The following is a 24022-nucleotide window of genomic DNA, read 5'->3' on the forward strand; positions in this document are numbered from 1 at the left end:
CGGGCCGCGGTCAGGCGGCCTTCATCACCTGGCCGGCTTCCAGCGGCCGGTGCGGGGCGATGATCTGCCCGTCCGGGAGCAGCTCACCGGTGTCCTCGAAGAGGAGGACGCCGTTGCACAGCAGGCTCCAACCCTGTTCCGGGTGGTGAGCCATCAGACGGGCGGCCTCCCGGTCGGCTGAGTCGGCGGTCGGGCAGGGTGGCTGGTGCTGGCACATGGGTTTCTTTCGCTGCGTTGTGGTGTGTGTCCTGCGGCTTGATGAGGTGTTCATGGCCGCCCCCCGTATCAATCGGTCCGGTCCCAGTGTTGCCCCACGGGCGTCAATCCGCAGGGATTTCGCGGCAGCACTTCTCCTACTCCCATGACGCATCACCCGGCCGGACGGTTCAACACAACTGCACTGTCCCTTCGGGTGGTTCGGGCTGGCCTGACCGGACTAGTCCGGATGGCCTCCGGGTGCGTCCGAGCAGTAGTGTGCCCCGCCACCGGAAACGGTGACGGGGCAATGTACTGCGGGCCGGAGGCGGGCTGTGGTCAGGCCGGTGAACCGAGCAGGGGACCGGGGCCAGGGGTGATACGCAGTGTCATCACGGGGAGCAGATCGGCGACCCGGTGCGGGCGGTGTGCCGCGATACCCGGTGGGGCGGGAGCCAGCGGTACCAGAAGGTCGGTAGGGGCGAGGGCCCCGCCGGAGGCGTCGGCCTCGATGTCCTCGTGCAGCCACAGTGTCAGCATGTAGAGCTCGGGGATGGAGAGCAGGCGCGGCTGATAGCGCGGTGTCAGCGTCTCAGCCTGGCGCAGGGCGAGTTCGGTCGAGGCGATGTACGGACCCTCGAAGAAGTGCGAGAAGGTCCAGCCGTCCGGGGTGAGCATGGTGTCCGCCGCGGCGACGGCGCGCTCCGAGCTGCGGATGAGGAAGCGCCACGCGGCCAGGCTGGTGCGTGGTGCGAGCCCGCTCGGGCCGATCCGGTCCAGCACATGGACGGGGAGCGGGAGTTCGGGGCTCAGCGGTCCCTGGACGGACCGGAGAGCCGGGGTACGGGCCTCGCGGACTGCGGTGGGTGAACCGAGTGCCGCGAGGACGCTGCGCAGGGCGGGCGCGGGAGCCGGGGGTACGTGCAGCGGCATAGTGGGTCGCCTCTCACTTCGGAGACACGGTGATGCGTGGGCGGGGGCAGACGGCGCTGTCGGCGTGCGGGGCCAGAGGAGGCCGGTGACTGGGCCGGTGCGTCAACTCTCTGCCTCGTCCGCGGAGTTTATACGACAGGTGTTCACACGGTGTTTCCGCTAGCCGCCTCAGGCATTGCCGGCAAGGCGGTATCCGGACTTTATTATGCGGAGAACCTGCTGATTCGGTGCGTGTGGCGCAGTTGCTGCCTGGTGTTTTTTCCCGGCCGCGGTCGGCCGAAACACGTCGACGATTTCACCACCGCCGCACGGTGGGAACTGCGCAGTGCTTCATGCCGTCGGAATGTGCCCCCGGCGGCCGCACTCAGATTAGTGGGTCCGCGCTGTCCGTGGGGGCGTTATCGATCACCTGCCCTGGGCATTATCGACCGTGACGCGAGCGGCCTGGGCCGCGGGCTGCCCACTCGAGGAGGGACGCTTCGATGGGGGAGAAGGTCGTGGCGGGCGCCTTTGACCTGTCCGATCGGCAGAGGTACCGGAGGAAGCTCCACCTGTGCCTGGAGGGGCTGGAGAGGCTCCTGGCGGAGCGGAGGTTCGATCGCCCGCGCAACCTCATGGGCATGGAGATCGAGCTGAATCTGGCAGGTGCGGACGGCCTGCCGAGGATGATGAATGCGCAGGTGCTGGAGCGGATCGCGAGCCGTGATTTCCAGACCGAACTCGGGATGTTCAATTTGGAAGTAAACATAGTCCCGCACCGCCTGGCCGGACGCGTATTCGATCAACTGGCCGAGGAGCTCAGGACCGGCCTCGGATATGCCCACCGGAAGGCGGGAGAGGTCGCCGCCGGCATCATGATGATCGGAATACTGCCGACCCTTGATCATCGGGACCTGGTCTCGGCGAACCTCTCGGACGGAGACCGCTACGCGCTGCTGAACGATCAAATGGTGGCGGCACGCGGCGAGGATTTCGCGCTCGATATCGAAGGCGTCGAACGATTGGTCTGTTCCTCCACCTCGATTACGCCCGAAGCGGCCTGTACCTCGGTCCAGCTGCATCTGCAGGTGACCCCGGCACGGTTCGCGGACGTGTGGAACGCGGCACAGGCCGTCGCCGCCGTTCAGATCGCCCTGGGCGCCAACTCGCCCTTCCTGTTCGGCAGGGAGCTGTGGCGGGAGTCCCGCCCGCCGCTCTTCCAGCAGGCCACCGACACCAGGCCGCCCGAACTGCAGAACCAGGGAGTGCGCCCGCGGACCTGGTTCGGCGAGCGGTGGATCAGTTCCGCGTACGAGCTCTTCGAGGAGAATCTGCGCTATTTCCCGCCGCTGCTGCCGATCTGTGACGAGGAGGACCCGCTGCAGATCCTCGACGAGGGCGGGGTGCCGGCGCTCCAGGAACTCGTGCTGCACAACGGTACGGTCTACCGCTGGAACCGGCCGGTGTACGGGCTGGCCGACGGCGTACCCCATCTCCGCGTCGAGAACCGCGTCCTGCCCGCCGGGCCCACCGTGACCGATGTGATAGCCAACGCCGCGCTGTACTACGGCCTGGTGCGGGCGCTCGCCGAGGAGTCCCGCCCGGTGTGGACCAGGCTGCCCTTCGCCGCCGCGGCCGAGAACTTCGAAACCGCCTGCCGTCGGGGCATCGACGCCGAGCTGATCTGGCCCCGGCCGGGCCGGTCGGGCGGGCTGACCCGGGTGCCGGCCGTCAAGCTCGTACGGGACGAACTGCTGCCGCTCGCCGCGGCGGGGCTCGATGCCTGGAACATCGAGCCCGCGGACCGCGACCACTACCTCGGGGTCATCGAGGAGCGGTGCAAGCGGCGTGTGAACGGGGCTTCCTGGCAGGCGGACACGTACCACCGGGGGCTGGACGCCGGGCTCGCACGGGACGCGGCGCTCAGGGCGACGACGCGCCGGTATGCCGAGCTGATGCACAGCGGCGAGCCGGTGCACACCTGGCCGGTCGGCTTCCCGGACAGCCCTTAGACCGGCGTGGCCCGCCTCTGTGCCCGGTGAGCCCCGGGCCCGGCGGTCGGTGCCGTTCCCGGCCGTGCGCCGGCTGTTCCTGGGCGGCGCGGCCGTTCTGTCCGGCTGTCAACACGGCCTTTCATGAACCGCGGCGCGGCCCGGGTCTCGTCGGTGCTCAGCTTCGTCTCGGGCCGACGCTGTGGGCGAACGCCGCCTGCTCGGAGAGCAGCACCGCCTGGTTGCGCTGCGGATTGCCGCCCTCGGCGCCCGAGTCGTCCTGCGCCGGCGTTTCGAGCACCCTCGGACATCCGCTGCGCGAGCAGATTGGCGGTGACCGCGACGCTGATGTCACCGTCTCCGCCCTGCTTGTCCGACGAAGCGGCGATGCTGGTGAGCGCGAGCAGGCCGGTGGTGCTGCGTGCGGATCGGCCGCGCCGAGGCGCACCTTGTCCGACTCCGTCGCCGAGGCCGTCAACTCGGCCCAGGAATACTTCTTCCTCGGCCGGCCGAGGGCCTTCGCCGCCGGCGGGATCATCATCGGGCAAGCTGTGGCGTCCCATGTCGGTGGTGCCCCTCCTTGAGGATGAACAAGGAAAAGAGGGACCGCTCCATGACCAGTGGTGGTCGCCCCCCCCGGCCGGTCGAGCATGATCTTCGTACCTGCATTCGAGACCCTGGTAGGACGGGGAGCGGGATGAGATGCGAATGCACAACTGAAGGCGGGTGTACAGGTGGAGGAGGGGCGCGTGGCTGATTCTTTCCCTCAAGTGGACGTGTCGCGGCGGATCCTGCGGTCCGAAGCGGTGCTGGTACTGGCTCTGTCGCTGGGTGCCAGCGGGGTGTCTGCCCTGATCAGTTTTGTCGGATCCCTGACGAAACCGGGGGCCTTGAAGGAGCAGGCCGCGACGCTCAACAGCTCGTACGCTCCAGGACGCCCCTGGCTGGATCTCGCCTGGCAACTCTTCGGTATCGCCACGGCGCTGGTCCCCGTCGCGCTGGTGGCGCATCTGCTGATCAGGGAGGGGACGAGCCTGCGCGTCATCGGCTTCGACCGGACCAGGCCCAGGTCGGACCTGGGGCGCGGCGTGTTGATCGCGGCGGCCATCGGTAGCGCCGGCCTCGCCTTCTATCTGCTGGCACGGGCCGCCGGGTTCAACCTCACGGTGGTTCCGGAGTCGCTTCCTGGCGTGTGGTGGAAGTATCCGGTCCTGATCCTCTCCGCGCTGCAGAACTCCGTGGTGGAGGAAGTGATCGTCGTCGGGTATCTGCTGCGCAGACTCGGGCAGTTGGGGTGGACTCCGATGGCCGCCCTGGTGGCGAGTTCGGTGCTGCGCGGCTCGTACCACCTCTACCAGGGGATCGGCGGCTTCGTCGGCAACATGGTGATGGGCATCGTCTTCGTGCTGCTGTACCGGCGATGGGGGCGCGTGGGCCCGCTGGTCGTGGCGCATGCGCTGCTCGACATCGGGGCGTTCGTCGGGTACGCGCTGCTGGCCGGGAAGGTGGGATGGCTGCCTACGCCGTGAGCGGGTGGCGCGGGAGGAGGGGGCGTACGGATCATTGGGTACGCCCCTCTCCCGTCGGTCAGAAGGTGGTCAGCAGTTCTCCGTCGACGACTGTCACCGCGCTGCCCGTCAGCAGTGTGCGGTCGCCGCGCAGCGACGTGCGGACCAGGCCGGAACGGGCGGACGCCTGCAGGCCGGTCAGCTCGTCACGGCCGAACCGGGCAGACCAGAAGGGGGCCAGGGCGGTGTGGGCGCTGCCGGTGACCGGGTCCTCGTCGATACCGACCCGGGGGAAGAAGCCGCGGGAGACGTAGTCGTAGCCACGGGACGGGTCCTCGGCGGCGGCCGTGGCGATGATGCCGCGCCGTGAGCAGGAGGCCAGCCCGGCGAAGTCCGGGGTCAGTCCGCGCACGGACTCCTCGTCGGCCAGTTCGACGAGCAGGTCGCCGATGTGGGCGCCGGTGTCATGGACGGTCAGTGGTTCCGCGCCCAGGGCGACGGCCAGTCCGGCCGGGGCGGAGGCCGGGGTGAGCGGGGCCGTGGGGAAGTCGAGTGTGAGTGAGCCGTCCGGGTGGGCGGTGGCGGTGAGGATGCCACAGCGGGCGGCGAAGCGCACCGTTCCGCCGGCCGTTCCGGTCGTGTGCAGGACGTGGGCTGTGGCGAGGGTGGCGTGCCCGCACATGTCCACCTCGGTGGCAGGGGTGAACCAGCGCAGCGCCCAGTCCGCCTCTCCGCCCGGAGGCAGGGGGTGCGCGAAGGCGGTCTCGGAGAGATTCATCTCCAGGGCGACCTGCTGGAGCCGGTCGGCTTCGGGGAAGGCGTCGGAGTCCAGGAGCAGGACGGCCGCGGGGTTGCCGGTGAAGGGGCGGTCGGTGAAGGCGTCGACGATTCGGATCCTCATGGGATGACCGTAGAGGTCCTGGACGGCGGCGGACCAAGGCCAATTCCAGGCCGGCGGCTCGGGATGCCGAGAGCCACCCAGGGGCGTTACGGCCGGCGTCCCCACGCGGAGACGAGCGGAGCGGTGGCCAGATCGAGGCGTCCGGTGGCGACGTTCTTCAGATGCCGGTCGATCTCCTCGTCGGTGGCGAGACCGGACGTCACGAGTCGGTCGCGGATCTGGCGCACGGTGGCGGCTTCAAGGACGGTGCACGCCGGGGAGGTGATCGGGAAGTACGCGTCGGCCTGCACATCGGCCAGACCCGCCTCGCGCAGCAGCCGGGGCAAGGTCCGGCCGTAGGCGAGGTCTGCACCGCGGGCCGCCATGAGTTCACGGAAGCCTGACCGGAGACGATTGGCGAGGCGCTGTTCGGGGCCCGACTCGTCGGGGCACAACAGCGGCTGCAACCCGGGGTCGGCGTCCTCCAGAAGGAGTACACCACCGGGGCGCAGCGCCTGAATCATGCGGCGCAGCGCCTCGGCACGGTCGGTGACGTGCACCAGGACCAGCCGGGCATGGACGAGGTCGAAGCCTCCGGGAGGCGGGGGATCGACGGCGACATCGTGGTGCAGCACCTCGACGACGTCGTCTGCGGCGCCCTGCGCCCACGACACATCGATGTCCGTCGCGACCACCGCGCCGGTCGGACCGACTCGCGCGGCCAGCCCTGCGGGAACGGAGGGGCCACCGGCTCCGACCTCCCAGCACCGCATGCCTGCGGTGATCCCGAGCCCGTCGACATGCCGGAAGGTCACCGGGTCGAAGAGTTCGGCGAGGGCGCCGAAGCGGATGCCCGCCTCGGACTGCCGGTTGTCGAGCAGGTAGCCGTGGTCCGGGCCGTGCCCGTGCTCCGGGTCAGGTGCAGTCATGTCGCATCGCCTTCGTCCTGTGCCGTCTCGGGGCAAGTATGCAAGGCCCTTTCCAAGCGATTGTCGTACGACCGGTTCCGATATATCGTTGACGCATCGCGACAGATCAACGATGGAAGGAGCGTAGCGATGCGTTCACATGGACACGAGCACGAACATGGGCACGGACATGGGCACTGCGGGCCCGGTCATCAAGGTCGGGGCGACTTCGAGGGGCGCCGCGCCTTCGGGCAGTTCGGTCCGCCCTTCGGTGGAGGTCCGTTCGGCGGCGGCCCCTTCGGTGGGGGGCGCGGACGTGGAGGCGGCCGGGGGAGGGCGCGTCGCGGCGACGTCCGCGCTTCGATCCTGGCGCTGCTGAAGGACCGGCCGATGCACGGTTACGAGATGATCCAGGAGATCGGCGAGCGCAGCGGCGGGGCCTGGCGTCCCAGCCCCGGCTCGGTCTACCCGACCCTTCAGCTGCTGGAGGACGAGGGCCTGATCGTCAGTGCGAGCGAGGGCGGCAAGAAGCTGTTCACGCTCACCGACAGCGGCCGCACCGAGGCGGAGTCCGGGCCCGAGGCGCCCTGGGAGGAGGCCGGGCGCGGGGTCGACTGGGAGAGCGTGAACGAGATCCGGCAGGCCGGCTTCGGTCTGATGGAGGCGTTCGGCCAGGTCTGGAAGACCGGCTCGGCCGACCAACGCCAGAAGGCGCTGTCGGTGATCAATGACGCCCGTAAGAAGCTCTATCTGATCCTTGCCGACGAGCACTGACCCGACGGGTGCGGTGCGAGGGGCCCCGCGGCTCGGCCGCGCGGGCCCCTCGTCCGTCCGGAGGCGGTCAGGCGGCGACGAGCCCGCTCAGCTTGCGGAGCGACTCGGCGAGCGCGGCGGTCGCCGAGTCCTTGAGCTTGCCTGCCATGAGGGAGACCGCGGCGCCGGTGAACTCTCCGTCGATGCGGACCGTGGTGACATCGCCGTCGGGTGTCAGCGAGTAGCGCATGGCCAGATTGACGCCCATGGGGCCCTTGCCCTTGGTGGTCAGCAGCCGGGCGGTCTCCAGCTCCTCCACCGTCCAGGTCACTTCGGCGGGGAAGCCCATGAGCTTCATGTTCTCCTCGTAGGTGGCCGCGAGTTCGAGCGTGGCCGGGCCGCCCTTGGGGAAGCTGGTGTGGGTGGCATTCCACTGGCCGTACGCGGTGAAGTCCGTCAGCTGGGCCCAGACCTTCTCGGCCGGCGCTTCGATCCGCGCTTCGGCACTGACTTCGGCCATGCGACCACCCCTTCTTGTCGGGTTACGGTGTCGCGGAACGTAGCTGCAGTAGCGAGAACATTCAATACTGATGAACCGTCAGATATGTTGGATCCGGCCTGCCCGCCAGATCGGCGCCGAGTCGAAGCGGTCGACCGCGCGCGGGTGCGGGCCGTCGTCATGGCAGTGGAACGCCGCCCAGAACAGGTCGGCGGGCAGGGCGTCGCAGGGTGCGTGGACCCGGTAGACGTACTCCCGGCCGTCGATCGCCGGCAGGGCGACCATCCATGACACTCCGGCACTCCCGTCCGGCCGTCGCAAAAGTGGTGTCGCGTGAGGGACGTGCACGGGGTGGCCCGCGGTTGCTCCGGGAGTGCAAGGCAAGGCGGCGCGCGCCGTCTCCCGGGATCGCATCCATCAATGGCGGGATCTCATCCGTAAGGAGGAGGAACCGCTCTGATGTGCCCAACTTCGGTGGGATACGAAAATGGGCCCCTCCGGGGATGCTCGCGCACCACTGGACTGATGGGGTGAGAGGTGTGCAAAACCGGACGCCGCGGATCCCTCAGCAGCCCGCATCGAACCGTGCTGAGCTCGACGCCATCCTCACTGCGGAGCTGGCCTCGGTGGTGACAGGCGCGCGCAGACGCGCACTGCGTGACGGCGACCGGGAGATCGACACGGCCCATCTGCTGCACTCCCTCATCGAGTCGGACCCGCAGGTCCGTGCGGCCTTCGACGGTGGGCCGCAGCTCGCCAAGGTGCTCGGCTACCTCGTGCAGCGCTCCATCGGTTACGGGCTCCGCTGGCAGGGCGCCGTGGAGGACTCCGGTGCGCTGCCCATGGTTCCGGAGACGGGGGTGGACGGCTGGTCGCCGGCGGCCGTCTCGGCGATGGAAGGTGCGCGCGGGCGGGCGGAACTGCGCGGTGACCCGCGGGCCGGGGGTCTTGATCTGCTCGCCGCGCTGGCGGCGGACCAGGAGTGCCGAGCCGTCGAGGTACTGGAACGCGCCGGTGTCGACGCGGCGCTGCTCGCGGACCGGATCGCGAAGGCCTCCCGGCAGAGCTGACGGCGGGGGCGTGATCCGTATGACGTGCATGACAGTGGTGACCATGGTGACGGTCCTGACGGCAGCTGTCATGATGTCCCGATGCACGCGTCTCAGGGGAGGAGCGCCGGCCTGGGACTAGCCCTGGCCTCGGCGTTCGCATTCGGTGGTTCAGGGGTGGCGGCCAAGCCGCTGATCGAGGCGGGGCTCGACCCGCTGCATGTGGTGTGGCTACGGGTGGCCGGCGCCGCTCTCGTCATGCTGCCCGTGGCCTGGCGCCACCGGGATCTCGTACGCAGTCGGCCGGTGCTGCTGCTGGGCTTCGGACTGCTCGCCGTCGCCGGCGTCCAGGCCTGCTACTTCGCCGCGATCTCCCGTATCCCCGTCGGCGTGGCGCTGCTGGTCGAGTACCTGGCGCCCGCGCTCGTCCTCGGCTGGGTCCGGTTCGTCCAGCGCCGTCCGGTCACCCGGGCCGCCGCGGTCGGCGTCGTCCTCGCGGTCGGGGGCCTCGCCTGTGTGGTCGAGGTGTGGTCCGGGCTGAGCTTCGACGCCGTCGGGCTGCTGCTCGCCCTCGGCGCCGCGTGCTGCCAGGTCGGCTACTTCGTCCTCTCCGACCAGGGGAGTCAGGACAGTGCGGCGGGCGCGGAGCCTCCGCATCCGGTGGGCGTCATCGCCTACGGACTGCTGATCGGCGCGGTCGTCCTCACCGTGATCGCACGGCCCTGGGGCATGGACTGGTCCCTGCTCGGCGGCAGCGCGGTCATGAACGGGACGGATGTGCCCGCGTGGCTGCTGCTCGTCTGGATCGTGCTGCTCGCCACCGTGATCGCCTACGTCACCGGTGTGATCTCGGTGCGGCTGCTCTCCCCGGCAGTGGCCGGTGTCGTCGCCTGTCTGGAGGCGGTCATCGCGACCGTGCTCGCCTGGGTCCTGCTCGGCGAACATCTTTCCGCGCCCCAGCTCATCGGCGGTTCCTTGGTGTTGATAGGGGCGTTCATCGCCCAGTCGTCGACGCCGAAGGCGCCTTCCGGGCCCGTGGCATCGGGGCCGGGTGAGGCGTGGGGCCAAGGGGAGTACGAGGACCGCGGTGTGGCGCGGAGTGGGGGCCGTGCGGCGGCGGCCGAGGAGGAGTTGTCCGCCGAGCGTGCCGCCACGTAATGTGCCGATCATGCACTCGACCGTACTTCCGCCGCCTGTCGCCTAGCGCGGGCGGACACTCCTGACGAAGACCGGGCTCGGGCAGTCCCCGAGCGGATCGTCGCTGCCCGCGTGCGGAGCTGAGCGACCATCGTCCTGTCTTTTTTGTGGAGAAGTCACGTGTCGAATCCTGCTGCCGACCTGCCCGTCGGGCGGAGCCTGTTCTATCTGATCGTTGCCGGAGTGGCCTGGGGTACCGCGGGGGCTGCCGCTTCGCTGATCTTCCGGGTAAGCGATCTCGGCCCTCTCGCCCTCTCGTTCTGGCGTTGCGTAGGCGGCCTGGTGCTGCTCCTTGCCGCGCTCGTCCTGCGGCCCCGGCGCTCCGCCGCCCCCGCCGAGCCACGGCGGCGCCGGCTGCTGCGCATCCTCGGGACCGGTGTCGGCCTCACCGTGTTCCAGAGCGCGTACTTCGCGGCCGTGGAGGCGACCGGCCTCGCGGTCGGGACCGTGGTCACGCTGGGCGCGGGGCCGGTGCTCATCGCGGTCGGTGCGCGGCTGACCATGGGGGAGCGGCTGGGCGGTGGCGGACTTGCCGCAGTGGTGGGCGCGCTCGCCGGGCTCGCCGTGCTGGTGCTCGGCGGTGACGGCGGTACGGTGCGGCCCGCCGGGGTCGCGCTGGCGCTGCTCTCCGCTGCCGGTTACGCCGCCATCACCCTGTTGACCCGGTGGCTCGGCCGCGACGGCGGTGGCTCCGACGCGCTCGCCACCAGTGCCTGGGCGTTCGGGATCGGGGCACTCGGGCTGCTGCCGATGGCGGCAGCCGAAGGGCTCGTGCCGCACACCGCGGACGCCGCCCAGGTGGTGTGGCTGCTGGTGTACGTGGCAGCTGTCCCGACCGCGCTCGCTTACGCGCTCTATTTCGCGGGCGCGGCGGTGGTGCGGGCCGCGACCGTGTCCGTGATCATGCTGCTGGAACCGGTGAGCGCCGCGGTGATCGCCGTTGCCGTGCTCCGTGAGCAGATCACCGCGGCCACGGTCGTCGGCACACTGCTGCTGCTCACAGCGGTGGCGGGGCTCGCCGTTGCCGAGACGCGCAGTGCGTCGAACGCCCGCCGCCGGGCGGCCGTTCCGGTCTGACGCCGACCGCCTGACCGCGGACCCGTCGTCCGGCCGTCCGGCCATCCGGGAGTGCAGGCCCACCCCCTCGTAGCGGGCCCGCACTCCCGGAAGGCGGTCAGAGAACAGTCAGATAGTCGGGCACGGCGATGGCCGGATCGAGATCGTCCGACGGCTGTGGCGCACGGTAGCCGCGGACCAGCGGCACGACGCCCGCCCAGTGCGGCAGTGCCAGATCGTCCGGATCGTCGTTCGGGCCGCCGGTCCGCACCTTCGCGGAGACCTCGTCGAGATCGAGCCTGATCACGGCCGTCGCGGCGAGCTCCTTCTCGTTGGCCGGACGGGAGTCGGCGGTCCTGCCCGGAACGACATGGTCGACGATCGCGTCGAGCGCGGTCCGCCGCTCCTGCGGGTCGGTGACCGTACGGGCGACGCCATGGACCACCACGGAGCGGTAGTTGATCGAGTGGTGGAAGGCGGAGCGGGCCAGCACAAGACCGTCGACATGCGTCACCGTGAGACAGACGGGCAGCCCGGGGTCCGCCTGGTCGGCCGCCCGGAGCGGTCGGGAGCCGGTCGAACCGTGTACGTACAGCCGCTCACCGATCCGGCCGAACAGCGTCGGCAGGACGACCGGTGCGCCGTCGCGGACGAAGCCGAGATGGCAGAGATATGCCTCGTCGAGTATCGAATGGACCAGCTCCCGGTCGTAGGAGGCGCGCTCCCGGGAACGGGTCGGGACGGTCCGCTCGGTCGGTTCGTACGGGGCTGCTGCCTCCGGGCCCGTGGTCTGCGGCGGTGCGGTGTCCGACATTGCGACTCCATTGCACTAGTGCATAATTCTGTTTGTGCTAGAAGAGTATCGGATCGTCGGGCGACGCGCATCGGAAATTGCGGCGAGTGTGGAGCGCGCGGTCGGGTCGGGTGAGCTCGTGACGGGGCAAGCGCTGCCGCCCATGAGGGAGTTGGCGGCCCGTCTGGAGGTCAATCCCAATACGGTGGCGGCCGCGTACCGCACCCTGCGCGAGCGCGGGGTGATCGAGACGGCCGGGCGCAGGGGGAGCCGGGCGCGCCTGCGCCCCGCCAGTACGGTGCGCGGCTCGCTCAGGGTCGAGGCGCCGCCCGGCGTGCGGGATCTGGGGGAGGGGAACCCGGACCCGGCGTTGCTGCCGCCGCTGGACGGGGCGTTCGCAGCGGCCGCGCGCGTGTACGCGAAACGGCCAGGAATGTACGGGGAGGCACCCGTGGATCCGGAATCCGAGGCTCTGGTGCGTGCCGCTTCCGACGCCGACGGTGTGAGGGGCTGCGGAGTGTCCTCGCCGGCCACCGCGGAGCGCTGCTGATCGAGGACGACCACGGGCACGCCATCGTCGATCTGCCGCTGCACCCGCCGGCAGGTGCCACGGACCGGTGGGCATACGTCCGGTCGGTCGCCAAGGCATACGGACCCGATCTGCGGGTTGCGACGCCGACCGGGGACGCGGTCGCGGTCGACCGGGTCCTGGGGCGGCAGCGGCTGGGACCCGGCTGGGTCAGCAGGCCTGATGCCGCGCACTGATGATCCACCAGGGATTACGGGGCAACCCTCAGGAGCGTGGTGCGGGCTTGGGTGTACGGGCCCTGCTCTGGGTGAGGGCGGCTCCTGCCAGGACGATCAGTGCGCCGACCGGGGTGTTCCAGCTCAGCTGCTCGCCGAGCACGGCGACCCCGGCCGCGGTGGCGATGACCGGAATGAAGTACGTGACCATCTGCGCGGTCGTCGGGCCGACCTCCTCGACCAGCCCGTACTGCATCAGCACCGCAAGTCCCGTACCGAGCGCCCCCAGGGCGAGGACGGCGAGCGTCGGCAGCAGTGGGAAGCCGTCGGGCGCCGACGTGAACAGCGGGGTGACCAGCGCGATCTGAACCGTGCCCAGGAAGAGCTGGCTGCCGGTCAGGGCAAGGGTGGACGAGCCGCTGCCCGCCAGTGTCCGGCGGACGTAGATCCAGCCGATCGGATAGCTGAGGGAAGCGAGGAGCGCCATCGCCGTTCCGCTGAAGTCCAGTCCGGAGAAGCCCTGCCAGGCGCCCAGCACGGTCAGCACGCCGAGGAAGCCGAGACCGAGGCCGGCCACGCGGCGACGGGTCGGCCGGTCCTCGGAGAGCGCGACGAGCGACAGCGCCATGCCCCACAGCGGCGAGGTGGCGTTGCAGATGCCGGCCAGCGTCGACGGGATGGTCAGTTCGGAGTAGGCGAACAGCGAGAACGGCAGCGCGTTGAGGAAGAACGCCGCCACGGCGAGATGACCCCAGGTGCGGGCGGTGCGCGGCAGCCGCTCGCGGCGCACCACCATGGCGACGGCGAGCACCGCCGTACCCGAGAGCAGTCGGCCGAGGGTGACCTGGAACGGGGCGTATCCCTCGGTGCCGACCTTGATCAGGAGAAAGCTGAAGCCCCAGATGAGCGAGAGCGCCCCGAAACGGATCCGCCAGTCCAGTGCGGGGCGGCGGGCGGAGCCGGCCGCAGGAGCGGAGACCGCCATGGAGGCCGCAGTGGTGGCTGTCAAGGTCGGGGCGGGTGGCACGGTGGCAGTGCTCGGCGCGGGATCGGGATCGGCGGTCACGGCAGCGGCGGTCATGACAGCAACAATGACGAATTCAACCGCGTAGGACAAGTGAGACTTTGTGCGAGCATTCGCGTAGCATTGCTTACATGTTGAACTTGGAGCGCTTGCGGACCCTGGACGCCCTCGCCCGGTTCGGTTCGGTCAGTGGCGCGGCCGATGACCTGCATGTCACCACGTCAGCGGTCTCCCAGCAGCTGGCGAAGCTGGAACGCGAGGTGGGGCAGCAGCTCCTCGCCAAGAACGGCCGTGGGGTCCGGCTCACCGACGCAGGAAGGCTGCTCGCCGACCATGCCGCGAAGATCCTGTCCCAGGTGGAACTGGCCCAGTCCGACATCGAGGCCCAGCGCGGCGAGGTGGTGGGTGAGGTCCGACTGGCGGCCTTTCCGACCGCGGCACGCGGACTGTTCCCCGCGACGCTTGCCTCACTGCACGCGGACCACCCCGAACTGAGGGTACGTACAGCGGAATTGGAACCCGAGGCCGGAATCCGTGCCGTGCTGCGGGGAGATTTCGACCTGGCGGTGGTGCTCGACTGGAGCAACAAGAGGCTGCCGGTTCCCGGCGGTCTCACCATGGCCGAACTGCTCGACGACGCGCCGGACATAGCGATGCCGGCCGACCACCCGCTCGCGGGCCGGGCGGAGGTCGATCTGGAGGACTTCGCCGACGACGACTGGATCTCCTGGCCGGAAGGCGAGTTCTGCCACGACTGGCTGATGTTCACTCTGCGTTCGAAGGGAATCGAACCGCGCATCGCCCATCTCGCGGGCGAGCACCACACCCAGCTCGCGCTGATCGCCGCCGGGGTGGGTGTCTGTGTGGCGCCCCGGCTGGGCCGGGGGGTGGTGCCGGACGGGGTACGGCTCGTGCCCGTGCGGCAGAAGATGCGGCGACATGTGCACGCCGTGTGGCGGACGGACGCGGACCGCCGCCCGTCGATCAGGGCAGCAGTCATGGCGCTGCGGGCGGCGGGCCGGGATCTGGACGCACCGGTGAACGGCGACGGCGGGGACTGATCCGGGTGGGACGCACCGCGCCCACGTCAGGGAGACGGGGGCGCAGTGACCGGCACCTCAGCTCAGGTCCGCCAGCTTCCGGAAGTCCCACGACGTAACCGTCTGCGGAGTGAGCCGCAGCCACGCGTGTCGTCCGTCGTGCGGCATGACGTCCATTCCGAAGTACTTCGCCGCGAACAACCTCTCCGGCCCCACCAATTCGGGGCAGTCCTCGCCCGTGCGTGGGGCCTCGCCGACGAAGACCGCCTCGCCGGACAGCTCGACGCCGCGCAGCTCGCCGTATTCGGCGCCGTCGTCGACGACCACAGCCATCCTCGGGTCGTGGCGCAGCTGGGAGGAGCGCAGGCTCCGGGTGATCGAGTACAGCCACAGCGACGCACCGTCCCAGACGAACCAGAGTGCGCCGATGTGCGGGCGGCCGTCCGCGGAGACGGTGGCGACCCGGCAGGTGCGCTGCTCCGCGAGATAGGTGTCGCGTTCTGCCTCCGTCATCATGATCCGACGGCCCCGTCGCTGGATGACGGTCATGGGACGCCTCCTTCGGCTGGCTGACCATGTGTCAGAAATCATGGAGCCTCTTCCCTCCTGGCGCAATGGCCGTTAGCCTCGCGCGCCCGGTCCGTCAGGAGAGGTCCGTCACCTCGAATTACCGAGAGGGGCAAAGCCGTGCCGCCCAGGGAACAGCTTGCCGAGCAGCTCGATCCTGCCACCACCGTCCTGCTGACGGTCGAGTGCCAGCAGGGTGTCGTGGGACCGGACAGCGCACTGCCCGAACTCGCCAAGGAAGCCCTGACCTCCGGCGTCCTGCACAACATCGCCCGATTGGTCGCCGCCGCCCACGAGGCCGGAGTCCAGGTGCTGCACGCGGTCGCCGAACGACGCCCCGACGGGCGCGGCGCCAACCGCAACGCCCGCCTCTTCCTGGCCGCCGGCCGACTGCCCGTACAACAGCACTCCGGAACCACGGCGGTCAGGATCGCCGCACCCATCGAGGTGGCGGACGAGGACATCGTCGTACGTCGACTCCACGGCCTGTCACCCATCGCCGGCACGGACGTGGACGCCCTGCTGCGCAATCTCGGCTGCCGCACGCTCGTCGTCGTCGGGGTCTCCGCCAACGTCGCCATCCCCAATGCTGTCTTCGACGCGGTGAATCTCGGCTACACAGCGGTCGTGCCGTCCGATGCCATCACGGGGGTGCCATCCGACTACACCCCCGCGATGATCCGCAACACGCTCGCGCTCGTTGCCACCGTCACCACCACGCGGGAGGTGCTGGGCTGCTGGCAGAGCCCCCGAAGGGCTACGACGCGAGCATGATCGAGTCGCCCTCGACCGTGATCGTCGCGGCGGGCAGTGGCTCGGTGGCGGGGCCGCCCGACACATCGCCCGTCGCCGCGTCGAACTTGCTGCCGTGGCAGGGGCAGTTGATGGTGCCGTCCGAGACGCTCGTCACCGCGCATCCCCTATGGGTGCACTTCGACGAGAACGCCTTGAACTCCCCGGACTTCGGCTGCGTCACCACAACACCCTCGTCGGCGAAGATCTTCCCGCCGCCCTCCGGGATGTCCGCGGTCTTCGCGAGAAGGTTCCCGCCCTTGCCGGTCGGGCCATCGCCGGGCGCACCCTTGGCCGGCTCGACGGTATTCGAGCCGCCCGAGTCCTTCGAGCTTCCGCACGCGGTGAGTACGGCAGCCACCCCGGCTGCACCGACGCCCGCGACAACGGTGCGACGCCCGAGATGGACCTCGTGCTCCTGCGATGCGTTCATGCTGGCTTTCCCTTCCGCGGTGTTCATGACTTCGACCAGGGGTACGCGCCGCCGAGCCCGCATGTTCAATGGCTCAGGGACTTCTTGAGGAAGTCCCGCTCCAGCAGCAACAGGTTGCTCGCCGTCTCCTCCTGCGTGACCAGGTGGCTCGTTCCGGAGAGCGGCAGCACGGTGTGCGGCCGCCCCGCGGCCAGCAGGGCTGCGGAGAACCGCAGCATGTGGGCGACGGCGACATTGTCATCGGCACATCCATGCACCAGCATGAGCGGCCGCGTCAGCCGATGCGCCTCGGAGAGCAGCGAATTGCGCTCGTACGTCTCCGGCTCCACATCCGGATGGCCGAGAAACCGTTCCTCCCAATGGGTGTCGTACAGCCGCCGGTCGGTCGGCGCCGCACCCGCGACGGCCGCGTGGAAGACGTCCGGGTGACGCAGCACGGCCGCGGCTGCGAGATAGCCGCCGAACGACCATCCACGCATCGCCACCCGTCCCAGGTCCAACTGCGGGTACCGTGCCGCCGCCGCGTGCAGCGCGTCGATCTGATCCTCCAGGACAGCCGTCAGCCGGTCGCCCCGCACCGACTTCTCCCAGGCCTCGCCCCGCCCCGGAGTGCCGCGACCGTCCGTCACCAGCACCGCGAACCCCTGCTCGGCGAACCACTGGGCGGCTGCGGTCCACCAGCTGCGCACCGGCAGGACCAGCTGCAGACCGTGGCCCGCGTAGGGGCTGAGCAAGACGGGCAGCGGGCTGTCACCCGGTTGGTGCCACGACGGCAGATACAGGCTGCTGCGGAGCTCCCGCATTCCGAGCTTCAGCGCGAGTGGCCGCGGCGTGACGACGGGAGTATCGGCGAGGACCGCGATCCGTCCCACGCGTGCGCCGTCGCGCAGCACGGTCACCGTCTGTCCCTCCGGGGTGCGGCTGTCCAGCACGACCGTGGGGCCGCCCACCGCGGCCGTGTGCACGCCGGGCACCTCGGTCAGGCGCAGGGGGGTGTTCCCGGGCGCTCCGGCCGCGTACGACCAGACATGGATCTCGGTCGGCTCCTCGCTCGCGGTGAAGAACACCCGTTCGCCGATGGCGCCGACGACCTCACGGACCTCCAGTCCCGGCGGTGTCGTACGGCCGCCGATTTCCAGCCCCTGGGTGTCGCCGCCCGGCTGCGCGGGAACGACGAGCGCCCCGGACGGAAGGCGCAGGGGCGTTCCCGTCCGGAGTGCGACCCATGCGCGGTCATGGGCGCGGTGCAGGGGCAGGGTCTCTCCCGTGGCCGGATCCACCGCCAGGACGTACACCGAACGCTGGTCGCGCGTCTGCACCGAGACCACGGGCCCGCGCATGTCCCAGTCGGCCGTCGCGACGTACTCGAACGCCGGGTCCGTCCACGTCCCCCCGGGGTGGTCCGGTCCGGCCGCCGCGGGCAGCCGGACCGCGACCCGTTCGCCCGACACCCGCACGAGGTGCAGCGACACCTCCGCGTTCGCCGTGCCCGCGGCCGGGTATGCGATCACGCGCGGCGGCCGCTCCGGATCGGCCGGATCACTGAGGTACCTGCGCTGGACCATGGACGTGTCGACGCGCGCCACCAGCAGCGCATCGCCGGACGGCGACCACCAATAGCCGCGCTGTCGTCCGAGCGACTCGGCCGACACGTGGTCGGAGAGCCCGTACGTGACATGCTCCGGCTCCTCCGGGGTGGCCGCCGGGCGGTCGTCCGTGCCGTCGCTCCGTACGAGCCGCAGCGCGCCCCCGCAGACGTACGCGATCAAGGCGCCGTCGGGCGAAGGCCGCGGATCGACCACCGGGCCGGCGGTGGCGATCCGGCGCGGGGCGGTGCCGTCCGTCCGCACCACCCACAACTCACCCTGGAGTGCGAAAGCAGCGATCCGGACGTCAGCGTCCGTCGCGTACGACACCACCCCCGACGACATCTCGCGGGCCCGCTCCCGGCGCGACAGCTCCGCCTGAGGCACCTCGCCGCCGTCCCCGTCCTCGCGCCGCACAGCCGCCGGGTCGGCGAGCATCCGCTCCACGCCGTCCTCGTACAGCCACAACCGGCTCACCGGGTCGGTGCCGCCCGTAGTCCTTATGAACAGCACCCGTTCGCCGTCGGGTGAGACAGTGAACTGCCGGGGCACTCCGAGCGAGAAACGCCTGGTACGGGCGGACTGGAGCGGCAGACCGTCGGAGTTGGTCCCGGCGGCTTCGTTCGTCGTCATTTCGGTTTTCCTCCTGGTGGTGATCGGCTGCTCTCGACAGCTGCTTCGATCGGCTGCGAAATCCATTCAGGCCTGTCCGGTGCACCCCAGTAACCTGGGGCGATGCTCACCGACGTCACAGCGACCCGCTGTGCCACGCCCCTGTCTGAGGGCGGCTCGTTCCCGGGCATCGTCGAAACCGACGAGCTGGTACGTACGTCAAGTGGGTCCCGAGCCCGGGCCGCTGATGGGCCATTCGGTGGCTCATGGGATCCTGACCTGCGGCAGGGCAGGTGTCAGTGCCTGTCAGGGGCCTGGTCGGCCTCAGGCTTCTGGGCGGCCACGCGGGGGCGTTCCGGCGTCGGATCGCTGTCAGGCGCGTGGCGTGTGTCCGGGTGCCGGCCGAGGTCGATGCCGTTTTGGACCGCTACGCCGACCATCTGCCCTTTTCGCTGAATCAGCCCGACACTTTTGCGACAGAGGCGATTTCGAGTTCATGAAATCCAGCGAAAGCAGCGTGATACGGGGAACGAATGTCCCGAAACCGCCGTGAACATCTCTCTGCCTGAGGCCGCTGTCCGCGACGACTCCAGCAGGGAGCCTCAAGTAAGGGGAAACCCCCTGGTGATTCACCCTTGGGGAAATCAATCTGCGGCAGGAAGCGAGCAACAGCGTACTCCGGCGCACAACAAGGGGAATTCGGAACCGATATGACAGTAGCATAAACCACCGATACCCTCAATGCGCTCTGTTGGTACCGGCATCCATCGTATTGAATCGAATTGGGCGAGACGGACCACCCGGATCATTCGACCCGTCAGGACCCCTCGATCCGCCAGTGCTTCCCATCGGATGTCCGACCCTTCGGTAAGGGCCGGCCGGACATCCTCCGTGAGACGCGGACCGTTCCGCCATGCCGTGTCTCACGGCTTCGTGAGGCCTCAATCGCTCGTCACAGCGGTCCCGCTGCGCGCTCGACCGCTGTGACGGCTCACCGGTTCCATCCCCGGCTTCACATCCCGCCGGAGACGCCCGGAACATTCCGTGAAGCCACGGAACCCGTACCACTCACGGTCCGCCGCACCACTCCTGCCACGGCAGTACAACGAGCGCAAGGAGACCCGTCATGCCAACTCTCACCTCGCTGACACCCACTCAGAGCCACAACGGGATCACCCTCACTCTGACCGGCACAAGCCTGTCGGGCACGACCAAGGTCAACTTCGGAACGAAGAAGATCAACCCCGCCTCCGTCAGCGCCACCACCGTCACCGTCGCCATCCCGGCGCAGTGCGGTGGCCAGGTCAACGTCAGCGTTACTGCGGGCACCACGACCAGCAACTCGCTCTCGTTCTTCTACATCGACCCCCCGGCGCCCACTGCTCTCAGTGCCAACACCGGGCCTGCCACCGCCACCTCCCTGAGCGTCCTCGGCAGTGGCTTGCTGACCGCGACCGCGGTGACGTTCGGCGCCGTGGGCGACGGCACCGGGCTGACCGTCGTGTCGGACAGCGAGTTAACCGTCACCTGCCCCGCGCACGACGCCTTCGGCGGTGCCAGCTTCGACACGGTGGACTGCACCGTCACCACTGCCGGCGGTACCAGCATCCCGCTCGGCGCCCCCACCCAGTACACCTACTACGACGTCCCGACCGTCACCGGCCTGGCTCCCACATCAGGACTGGTCGGTGACGACACCACCGTCACCGGCGCAAATCTGGTGGATGTCAGCATCGTGACCTTCACCCCCACGGCCGGCGGTGCCGCGGTTCAGGCCGACTTCTCGAGCTTCGCCGACACCACCCTCGTCGCCACCGTCCCCTCGGGACTCGCGGCAGGCACGTACAACGTTCGGGCAACCACTCCCGGCGGCCAGACCGCGATCGTCGCCGGCGACGTCTACACCGTCGACTAGTTCCCCGGCCCCACCCAGGGCCAACGGGTCGTCAGCACCCGCCGGTTCGCATCGGGGACGACCTGATGAGCGCCGAGGGTGAACCCGCTGCGCCCTGGCCGACTCACGTCAGTCAGGGCGCCGCATCCTGAGGAGACCAGGAAGGAACAGGTCATGGCCCCGCTAGTGACCAGTCTCGATCCCAACAAGGGACCGATCGCGGGAGGCACGGCGGTAACAATCAACGGCAGTGGTTTCACCGGGGTCACCGCCGTCAGGTTCGGAACCGCCCCGGCCTCGTTCACGGTGATCAGCACCACCCAGATCATCGCCACCTCACCGGCGGGCTTCGGGACGGTGAACGTCACGGTCGTCGCGGCAGCGGGCACGAGCAACGGCTTCGCCTACTCCTATGTCGCGATTCCGGCGCTCAGCTCTCTGACGCCCGGCCGGGGACCGACCTCGGGGGGAAACACGGTCACCCTCACCGGTACCAACCTGTCAGCGGCCACTTCGGTGCAGTTCGATACGAGCTCTGCCGTCATCACCGGCAACTCCGCCACCCAGATCATCGTCACCGCGCCGACGGCACCGGCCGCTCCCGCAGACGTCAGCGTCACAACGGCGGGCGGCGTCAGCAATCCATTGCCGTACTTCTACATCCCGGCCCCGACCGTCAGCCTGCTCGGCCCCGGCAAGGGCCCGCTCTCCGGTGGAAACACCGTCACCATCACCGGCACCAACCTGACTCTGACCAGCACGGTCCGCTTCGGGGCCGCTGCGGCCACCGGCGTCACTGTCGACTCCGACAGCCAGGTCTTCGCGAACGCGCCCAGCGGATCGGGCTCGGTGACCGTCACCGTCACCACGCCGGGCGGCACCAGCACGCCCGGGCTGGGCACCGCCTACTACACATACCTCGCGGTTCCGGCCGTCAGCAGCCTCAACCCCTCATCGGGCCCCGCCCTCGGCGGGACCACCGTCACTCTCACCGGCAGCGGGCTGACCTACGCCGACGAAGTGCGCTTCGGGAGTGTTCCGGTGCCGTTCACCGCCGTCTCCGACACGCAGATCATCGCTGTCGCCCCGGGAGGGGCGCCGGGCACAGTGACGGTGGTCGTGCGCACCCCGGCAGGCACGGCCTCGGGCATCCCGTACCAGTACGTCACCTGAAGCACAGCCCGCGGGAGGGGATCAATCCGTACGTCCTGCATGATCATCGAGGCACGGCTCGTGCCAGGTTCGGGTGGAAGGGCGGCTTCGGTCCGCACCCGTGGCTCGTGAAGACCGGATGTCGGGCCCGATAGCCTGGGAAAATGCTCACAGAAGTCACCGCGACCCGCTACGTCACACCCCTACGGGAGGGCGGATCCCTGCCCGGAATCGTCGAAGCCGACGATTTGGGCACCTACGTCATGAAGTTCACCGGCGCAGGGCAGGGCCGCAAGACCCTCGTCGCGGAGGTCATCTGCGGGGAGCTCGGCCGACGACTGGGACTGCGGGTCCCGGAACTCGTCACGATCCAGCTCGACCCGGTCATCGGGCTCGCGGAGCCGGACCAGGAGGTGCAGGAGCTGCTCAAGGCGAGCGGCGGGCTGAATCTCGGAATGGACTATCTGCCCGGTTCGATCGGGTTCGATCCGCTCGCCTACCAGGTGGACCCGGCAGAGGCCGGGAAGATCGTCTGGTTCGATGCGTTGATCAACAATGTCGACCGGTCGTGGCGGAACCCGAACATGCTGGTCTGGCACAGCGATGTCTGGCTCATCGACCATGGCGCCACGATGATCTGGCACCACAACTGGCCGGGTGCACAGGCATCGGCCGCCAAGCCGTACAACGCCTCCGACCATGTTCTCGCGCCCTTCGGCCCGGACATCGCGGCCGCGGCCGCGGAGCTCGCCCCACTCGTCACCGAACAGTTGCTGACCGAGGTGACCGCCGAGGTGCCCGACGAGTGGCTGGTCGACGAGCCCGGCTTCGACACGACCGACGCGCTGCGCCGCGCCTATGCGGAGCCGCTGCTGGCACGCGCCGCCACCATTCATGATCGGATCGCGATGGACGCGCCCACGAAGACCAAGCCGTCCCAGGCGCCGGGGTGGCTCACCGAGCACCTGGCACCGTGGCCGCACCCCACCAAGAAGGATCGGGCCGAGAAGGCCGGGGCCGAGCAGACCGGTTCGGACCTGACCGGTACCGCACAGAGCAGCAAGGACGGCGGCCGGTGAGCGAGCGCGAGGTCTTCGAGTACGCGCTGCTGCGCGTCGTGCCCCGGGTCGAGCGCGGTGAGTGCTTCAACGCGGGTGTGCTGGTGTACTGCCGCGCCAAGTCATTCGTCGCCGCCCGTACGTATCTCGACGAGAACAAGCTGAAGGCCCTGGACCCGCATGCCGACGTGGTCGGCGTGCGGGCGGCGCTGCGGGCCGTCGAGGGCGTCTGCGACGGTGGCGACGCGGCAGGACAGGCTGCCTGTGACGATGCGGGCCGGCGCTTTCGCTGGCTGATCGCCCCGCGCTCCACGGTCGTCCAGCCGAGTGCCGTGCACAGCGGTCTCACCGCGGATCCGGAGGCCGAGGTCGAGCGGCTGCTCGACCTGCTGGTGCGGTGATCCGGCACCTGTCGGCGCCGCCCTTGCCCACCTGGGGCCGCGGCGCCGACGGGTGTGACATGCGCTGCTGTCCTTGTGGGCCGTTGACACCGAGTGCCAGGGCTTCTAGCGTCTCGTCTGCTGAAGGTACTAAGCGGTTGCTCAGTTATCGGGAACTTCCTGACGTCCGCTGAGCCGCGATCCAAGGGCGAGGAGAACCAAGCATGTCCACCACCGAGCAGCGCGTCGCCATCGTGACGGGAGCGGCGCGGGGCATTGGCGCCGCCACCGCGGTACGCCTGGCGGCCGAGGGCCGCGCCGTCGCCGTACTCGACCTCGACGAGGCGGCCTGCAAGGACACCGTCGAGAAGATCACCGCCGCCGGGGGCACCGCCCTCGCCGTCGGCTGCGACGTGTCGGACAGCGCCCAGGTGGAGGCCGCCGTGGCGCGTGTCGCCGCCGAGCTCGGCGCCCCGACGATCCTCGTCAACAACGCGGGCGTGCTCCGCGACAACCTGCTCTTCAAGATGAGCGAGTCCGACTGGGACACCGTGATGAACGTGCACCTCAAGGGGGCGTTCCTGATGGCCAAGGCCGTCCAGAAGCACATGGTGGACGCCAAGTTCGGCCGTATCGTCTCGCTGTCCTCCTCCTCCGCGCTCGGCAACCGCGGCCAGGCCAACTACTCCGCGGTCAAGGCAGGTCTGCAGGGCTTCACCAAGACCCTCGCCAAGGAGCTCGGCAAGTTCGGCATCACGGCCAACGCTGTCGCGCCCGGCTTCATCGTCACCGAGATGACAGCCCAGACCGCGGCCCGGGTCGGCATGGGCTTCGAGGAGTTCCAGGCCGCCGCAGCCACTCAGATCCCCGTGCAGCGCGTCGGCCGCCCCGAGGACATCGCCAACGCCATCGCCTTCTTCACGGGCGAGGAGGCCGGCTTCGTCTCCGGTCAGGTCATGTACGTCGCCGGCGGACCGCTCAACTGACCCGAAGGGCAAC

24 protein-coding genes and 2 pseudogenes are annotated in these 24022 nt (G+C 69.6%); 14 read left to right on the forward strand and 12 right to left on the reverse strand.

Features of this window, described 5'->3' with window-relative positions; genetic code table 11:
* Nucleotides 1-10: 10 nt before the first annotated feature.
* Nucleotides 11-217 (reverse strand): DUF5999 family protein, encoded by a 207-nt coding sequence (locus OHA03_RS26740; RefSeq protein WP_323181251.1) that lies wholly within the window; start codon nucleotides 215-217, stop codon nucleotides 11-13.
* Nucleotides 218-534: 317 nt separating this feature from the next.
* Nucleotides 535-1128: a hypothetical protein gene (locus tag OHA03_RS26745; RefSeq protein ID WP_267006296.1), complete on the reverse strand. Its 594-nt coding sequence runs from the start codon at nucleotides 1126-1128 to the stop codon at nucleotides 535-537.
* Nucleotides 1129-1610: 482 nt separating this feature from the next.
* Between OHA03_RS26745 and OHA03_RS26750 the strand changes: the two genes are divergently transcribed.
* Nucleotides 1611-3119 carry a glutamate-cysteine ligase family protein gene (locus OHA03_RS26750; RefSeq protein WP_267006297.1) on the forward strand — a complete coding sequence of 503 codons (1509 nt, stop codon included), beginning with the start codon at nucleotides 1611-1613 and terminating at the stop codon, nucleotides 3117-3119.
* A gap of 178 nt (nucleotides 3120-3297) precedes the next feature.
* Here the strand turns inward: OHA03_RS26750 and OHA03_RS26755 are convergent.
* Nucleotides 3298-3636: pseudogene (locus tag OHA03_RS26755) on the reverse strand (hypothetical protein); the annotation flags it as partial.
* A gap of 211 nt (nucleotides 3637-3847) precedes the next feature.
* Here OHA03_RS26755 and OHA03_RS26760 point away from each other — a divergent pair.
* Nucleotides 3848-4627 carry a CPBP family intramembrane glutamic endopeptidase gene (locus tag OHA03_RS26760; RefSeq protein ID WP_267006298.1) on the forward strand — a complete coding sequence of 260 codons (780 nt, stop codon included), beginning with the start codon at nucleotides 3848-3850 and terminating at the stop codon, nucleotides 4625-4627.
* Nucleotides 4628-4685: 58 nt separating this feature from the next.
* Here the strand turns inward: OHA03_RS26760 and OHA03_RS26765 are convergent, their stop codons facing one another.
* Together OHA03_RS26765 and OHA03_RS26770 are read right to left on the reverse strand one after the other, a co-directional pair.
* Nucleotides 4686-5507 carry a PhzF family phenazine biosynthesis protein gene (locus tag OHA03_RS26765; RefSeq protein WP_267006299.1) on the reverse strand — a complete coding sequence of 274 codons (822 nt, stop codon included), beginning with the start codon at nucleotides 5505-5507 and terminating at the stop codon, nucleotides 4686-4688.
* An 86-nt stretch (nucleotides 5508-5593) separates the two neighbouring features.
* Entirely contained in the window at nucleotides 5594-6415 is an 822-nt protein-coding gene (locus tag OHA03_RS26770) for a class I SAM-dependent methyltransferase (RefSeq protein ID WP_267006300.1), read from the reverse strand.
* A 129-nt stretch (nucleotides 6416-6544) separates the two neighbouring features.
* On the opposite strand from OHA03_RS26770, the gene OHA03_RS26775 reads away from it, so the two are divergent.
* Entirely contained in the window at nucleotides 6545-7168 is a 624-nt protein-coding gene (locus OHA03_RS26775) for a PadR family transcriptional regulator (RefSeq protein ID WP_267006301.1), read from the forward strand.
* Between the two features lie 67 nt (nucleotides 7169-7235).
* Here OHA03_RS26775 and OHA03_RS26780 read toward each other — a convergent pair whose 3' ends face one another.
* Both OHA03_RS26780 and OHA03_RS26785 read right to left on the reverse strand, forming a co-directional pair.
* Entirely contained in the window at nucleotides 7236-7667 is a 432-nt protein-coding gene (locus tag OHA03_RS26780; RefSeq protein ID WP_267006302.1) for an SRPBCC family protein, read from the reverse strand.
* A 78-nt stretch (nucleotides 7668-7745) separates the two neighbouring features.
* Nucleotides 7746-7940: a hypothetical protein gene (locus OHA03_RS26785; RefSeq protein WP_267006303.1), complete on the reverse strand. Its 195-nt coding sequence runs from the start codon at nucleotides 7938-7940 to the stop codon at nucleotides 7746-7748.
* Nucleotides 7941-8185: 245 nt separating this feature from the next.
* On the opposite strand from OHA03_RS26785, the gene OHA03_RS26790 reads away from it, so the two are divergent.
* The 3 genes from OHA03_RS26790 (at nucleotide 8186) to OHA03_RS26800 (ending at nucleotide 10969) form a co-directional block, all read left to right on the forward strand.
* Nucleotides 8186-8716 (forward strand): Clp protease N-terminal domain-containing protein, encoded by a 531-nt coding sequence (locus OHA03_RS26790; RefSeq protein WP_267008169.1) that lies wholly within the window; start codon nucleotides 8186-8188, stop codon nucleotides 8714-8716.
* An 81-nt stretch (nucleotides 8717-8797) separates the two neighbouring features.
* Nucleotides 8798-9853, forward strand: coding sequence for a DMT family transporter (locus OHA03_RS26795; protein ID WP_267006304.1), 1056 nt, complete (start codon nucleotides 8798-8800; stop codon nucleotides 9851-9853).
* Between the two features lie 159 nt (nucleotides 9854-10012).
* Nucleotides 10013-10969 carry a DMT family transporter gene (locus OHA03_RS26800; RefSeq protein ID WP_267006305.1) on the forward strand — a complete coding sequence of 319 codons (957 nt, stop codon included), beginning with the start codon at nucleotides 10013-10015 and terminating at the stop codon, nucleotides 10967-10969.
* Nucleotides 10970-11066: 97 nt separating this feature from the next.
* Here the strand turns inward: OHA03_RS26800 and OHA03_RS26805 are convergent, their stop codons facing one another.
* Nucleotides 11067-11762 (reverse strand): pyridoxamine 5'-phosphate oxidase family protein, encoded by a 696-nt coding sequence (locus OHA03_RS26805; RefSeq protein WP_267006306.1) that lies wholly within the window; start codon nucleotides 11760-11762, stop codon nucleotides 11067-11069.
* 34 nt (nucleotides 11763-11796) lie between these two features.
* On the opposite strand from OHA03_RS26805, the pseudogene OHA03_RS26810 reads away from it, so the two are divergent.
* Nucleotides 11797-12488, forward strand: a pseudogene (locus tag OHA03_RS26810) (GntR family transcriptional regulator); the annotation flags it as partial.
* A 46-nt stretch (nucleotides 12489-12534) separates the two neighbouring features.
* Here the strand turns inward: OHA03_RS26810 and OHA03_RS26815 are convergent.
* Nucleotides 12535-13470: a DMT family transporter gene (locus OHA03_RS26815; RefSeq protein WP_267008170.1), complete on the reverse strand. Its 936-nt coding sequence runs from the start codon at nucleotides 13468-13470 to the stop codon at nucleotides 12535-12537.
* A 170-nt stretch (nucleotides 13471-13640) separates the two neighbouring features.
* Between OHA03_RS26815 and OHA03_RS26820 the strand changes: the two genes are divergently transcribed.
* Nucleotides 13641-14570: a LysR family transcriptional regulator gene (locus OHA03_RS26820; protein WP_267006307.1), complete on the forward strand. Its 930-nt coding sequence runs from the start codon at nucleotides 13641-13643 to the stop codon at nucleotides 14568-14570.
* Between the two features lie 57 nt (nucleotides 14571-14627).
* Here OHA03_RS26820 and OHA03_RS26825 read toward each other — a convergent pair whose 3' ends face one another.
* Complete coding sequence (locus OHA03_RS26825) at nucleotides 14628-15098, reverse strand: pyridoxamine 5'-phosphate oxidase family protein (protein WP_267006308.1); 471 nt, start codon at nucleotides 15096-15098, stop codon at nucleotides 14628-14630.
* Between the two features lie 138 nt (nucleotides 15099-15236).
* Between OHA03_RS26825 and OHA03_RS26830 the strand changes: the two genes are divergently transcribed.
* Entirely contained in the window at nucleotides 15237-15890 is a 654-nt protein-coding gene (locus OHA03_RS26830; RefSeq protein ID WP_267006309.1) for a cysteine hydrolase, read from the forward strand.
* Here the strand turns inward: OHA03_RS26830 and OHA03_RS26835 are convergent.
* Nucleotides 15874-16341, reverse strand: coding sequence for a Rieske (2Fe-2S) protein (locus OHA03_RS26835; protein WP_267006310.1), 468 nt, complete (start codon nucleotides 16339-16341; stop codon nucleotides 15874-15876). The genes OHA03_RS26830 and OHA03_RS26835 overlap by 17 nt on opposite strands.
* Before the next feature lie 65 nt (nucleotides 16342-16406).
* Complete coding sequence (locus OHA03_RS26840) at nucleotides 16407-18560, reverse strand: alpha/beta fold hydrolase (protein ID WP_267006311.1); 2154 nt, start codon at nucleotides 18558-18560, stop codon at nucleotides 16407-16409.
* Between the two features lie 1105 nt (nucleotides 18561-19665).
* Here OHA03_RS26840 and OHA03_RS26845 point away from each other — a divergent pair.
* The 5 genes from OHA03_RS26845 (at nucleotide 19666) to fabG (ending at nucleotide 24009) form a co-directional block, all read left to right on the forward strand.
* Nucleotides 19666-20454: an IPT/TIG domain-containing protein gene (locus OHA03_RS26845; RefSeq protein ID WP_267006312.1), complete on the forward strand. Its 789-nt coding sequence runs from the start codon at nucleotides 19666-19668 to the stop codon at nucleotides 20452-20454.
* A gap of 153 nt (nucleotides 20455-20607) precedes the next feature.
* Nucleotides 20608-21606, forward strand: coding sequence for an IPT/TIG domain-containing protein (locus tag OHA03_RS26850; RefSeq protein WP_267006313.1), 999 nt, complete (start codon nucleotides 20608-20610; stop codon nucleotides 21604-21606).
* Between the two features lie 143 nt (nucleotides 21607-21749).
* Nucleotides 21750-22664 carry a HipA family kinase gene (locus OHA03_RS26855; protein ID WP_267006314.1) on the forward strand — a complete coding sequence of 305 codons (915 nt, stop codon included), beginning with the start codon at nucleotides 21750-21752 and terminating at the stop codon, nucleotides 22662-22664.
* Complete coding sequence (locus tag OHA03_RS26860) at nucleotides 22661-23044, forward strand: DUF3037 domain-containing protein (RefSeq protein ID WP_267006315.1); 384 nt, start codon at nucleotides 22661-22663, stop codon at nucleotides 23042-23044. Before OHA03_RS26855 ends, OHA03_RS26860 begins: the two co-directional genes overlap by 4 nt.
* A 203-nt stretch (nucleotides 23045-23247) precedes the next feature.
* The gene (gene fabG / locus OHA03_RS26865; protein WP_267006316.1) at nucleotides 23248-24009 is read left to right on the forward strand and encodes a 3-oxoacyl-ACP reductase FabG; all 762 of its coding nucleotides are present in this window, start codon (nucleotides 23248-23250) and stop codon (nucleotides 24007-24009) included.
* The last annotated feature ends 13 nt before the right edge of the window (nucleotides 24010-24022 follow it).

This window comes from Streptomyces sp. NBC_00154 (assembly GCF_026342835.1).
Classification (GTDB): Bacteria; Actinomycetota; Actinomycetes; order Streptomycetales; family Streptomycetaceae; genus Streptomyces.

What these genes read in the sequence shown, in the direction of transcription:
- OHA03_RS26815 (WP_267008170.1), bottom strand. Translation starts at nt 13,470, where the DNA reads ATGGCGGTCTCCGCTCCTGCGGCCGGCTCCGCCCGCCGCCCCGCACTG.
- OHA03_RS26750 (WP_267006297.1), top strand. Translation starts at nt 1,611, where the DNA reads ATGGGGGAGAAGGTCGTGGCGGGCGCCTTTGACCTGTCCGATCGGCAG.
- OHA03_RS26795 (WP_267006304.1), top strand. Translation starts at nt 8,798, where the DNA reads ATGCACGCGTCTCAGGGGAGGAGCGCCGGCCTGGGACTAGCCCTGGCC.
- OHA03_RS26850 (WP_267006313.1), top strand. Translation starts at nt 20,608, where the DNA reads ATGGCCCCGCTAGTGACCAGTCTCGATCCCAACAAGGGACCGATCGCG.
- OHA03_RS26825 (WP_267006308.1), bottom strand. Translation starts at nt 15,098, where the DNA reads ATGACCGTCATCCAGCGACGGGGCCGTCGGATCATGATGACGGAGGCA.
- OHA03_RS26765 (WP_267006299.1), bottom strand. Translation starts at nt 5,507, where the DNA reads ATGAGGATCCGAATCGTCGACGCCTTCACCGACCGCCCCTTCACCGGC.
- OHA03_RS26855 (WP_267006314.1), top strand. Translation starts at nt 21,750, where the DNA reads ATGCTCACAGAAGTCACCGCGACCCGCTACGTCACACCCCTACGGGAG.
- OHA03_RS26840 (WP_267006311.1), bottom strand. Translation starts at nt 18,560, where the DNA reads ATGACGACGAACGAAGCCGCCGGGACCAACTCCGACGGTCTGCCGCTC.
- fabG (WP_267006316.1), top strand. Translation starts at nt 23,248, where the DNA reads ATGTCCACCACCGAGCAGCGCGTCGCCATCGTGACGGGAGCGGCGCGG.
- OHA03_RS26775 (WP_267006301.1), top strand. Translation starts at nt 6,545, where the DNA reads ATGCGTTCACATGGACACGAGCACGAACATGGGCACGGACATGGGCAC.
- OHA03_RS26740 (WP_323181251.1), bottom strand. Translation starts at nt 217, where the DNA reads ATGTGCCAGCACCAGCCACCCTGCCCGACCGCCGACTCAGCCGACCGG.
- OHA03_RS26805 (WP_267006306.1), bottom strand. Translation starts at nt 11,762, where the DNA reads ATGTCGGACACCGCACCGCCGCAGACCACGGGCCCGGAGGCAGCAGCC.
- OHA03_RS26780 (WP_267006302.1), bottom strand. Translation starts at nt 7,667, where the DNA reads ATGGCCGAAGTCAGTGCCGAAGCGCGGATCGAAGCGCCGGCCGAGAAG.
- OHA03_RS26835 (WP_267006310.1), bottom strand. Translation starts at nt 16,341, where the DNA reads ATGAACGCATCGCAGGAGCACGAGGTCCATCTCGGGCGTCGCACCGTT.
- OHA03_RS26820 (WP_267006307.1), top strand. Translation starts at nt 13,641, where the DNA reads ATGTTGAACTTGGAGCGCTTGCGGACCCTGGACGCCCTCGCCCGGTTC.
- OHA03_RS26745 (WP_267006296.1), bottom strand. Translation starts at nt 1,128, where the DNA reads ATGCCGCTGCACGTACCCCCGGCTCCCGCGCCCGCCCTGCGCAGCGTC.
- OHA03_RS26770 (WP_267006300.1), bottom strand. Translation starts at nt 6,415, where the DNA reads ATGACTGCACCTGACCCGGAGCACGGGCACGGCCCGGACCACGGCTAC.
- OHA03_RS26845 (WP_267006312.1), top strand. Translation starts at nt 19,666, where the DNA reads ATGCCAACTCTCACCTCGCTGACACCCACTCAGAGCCACAACGGGATC.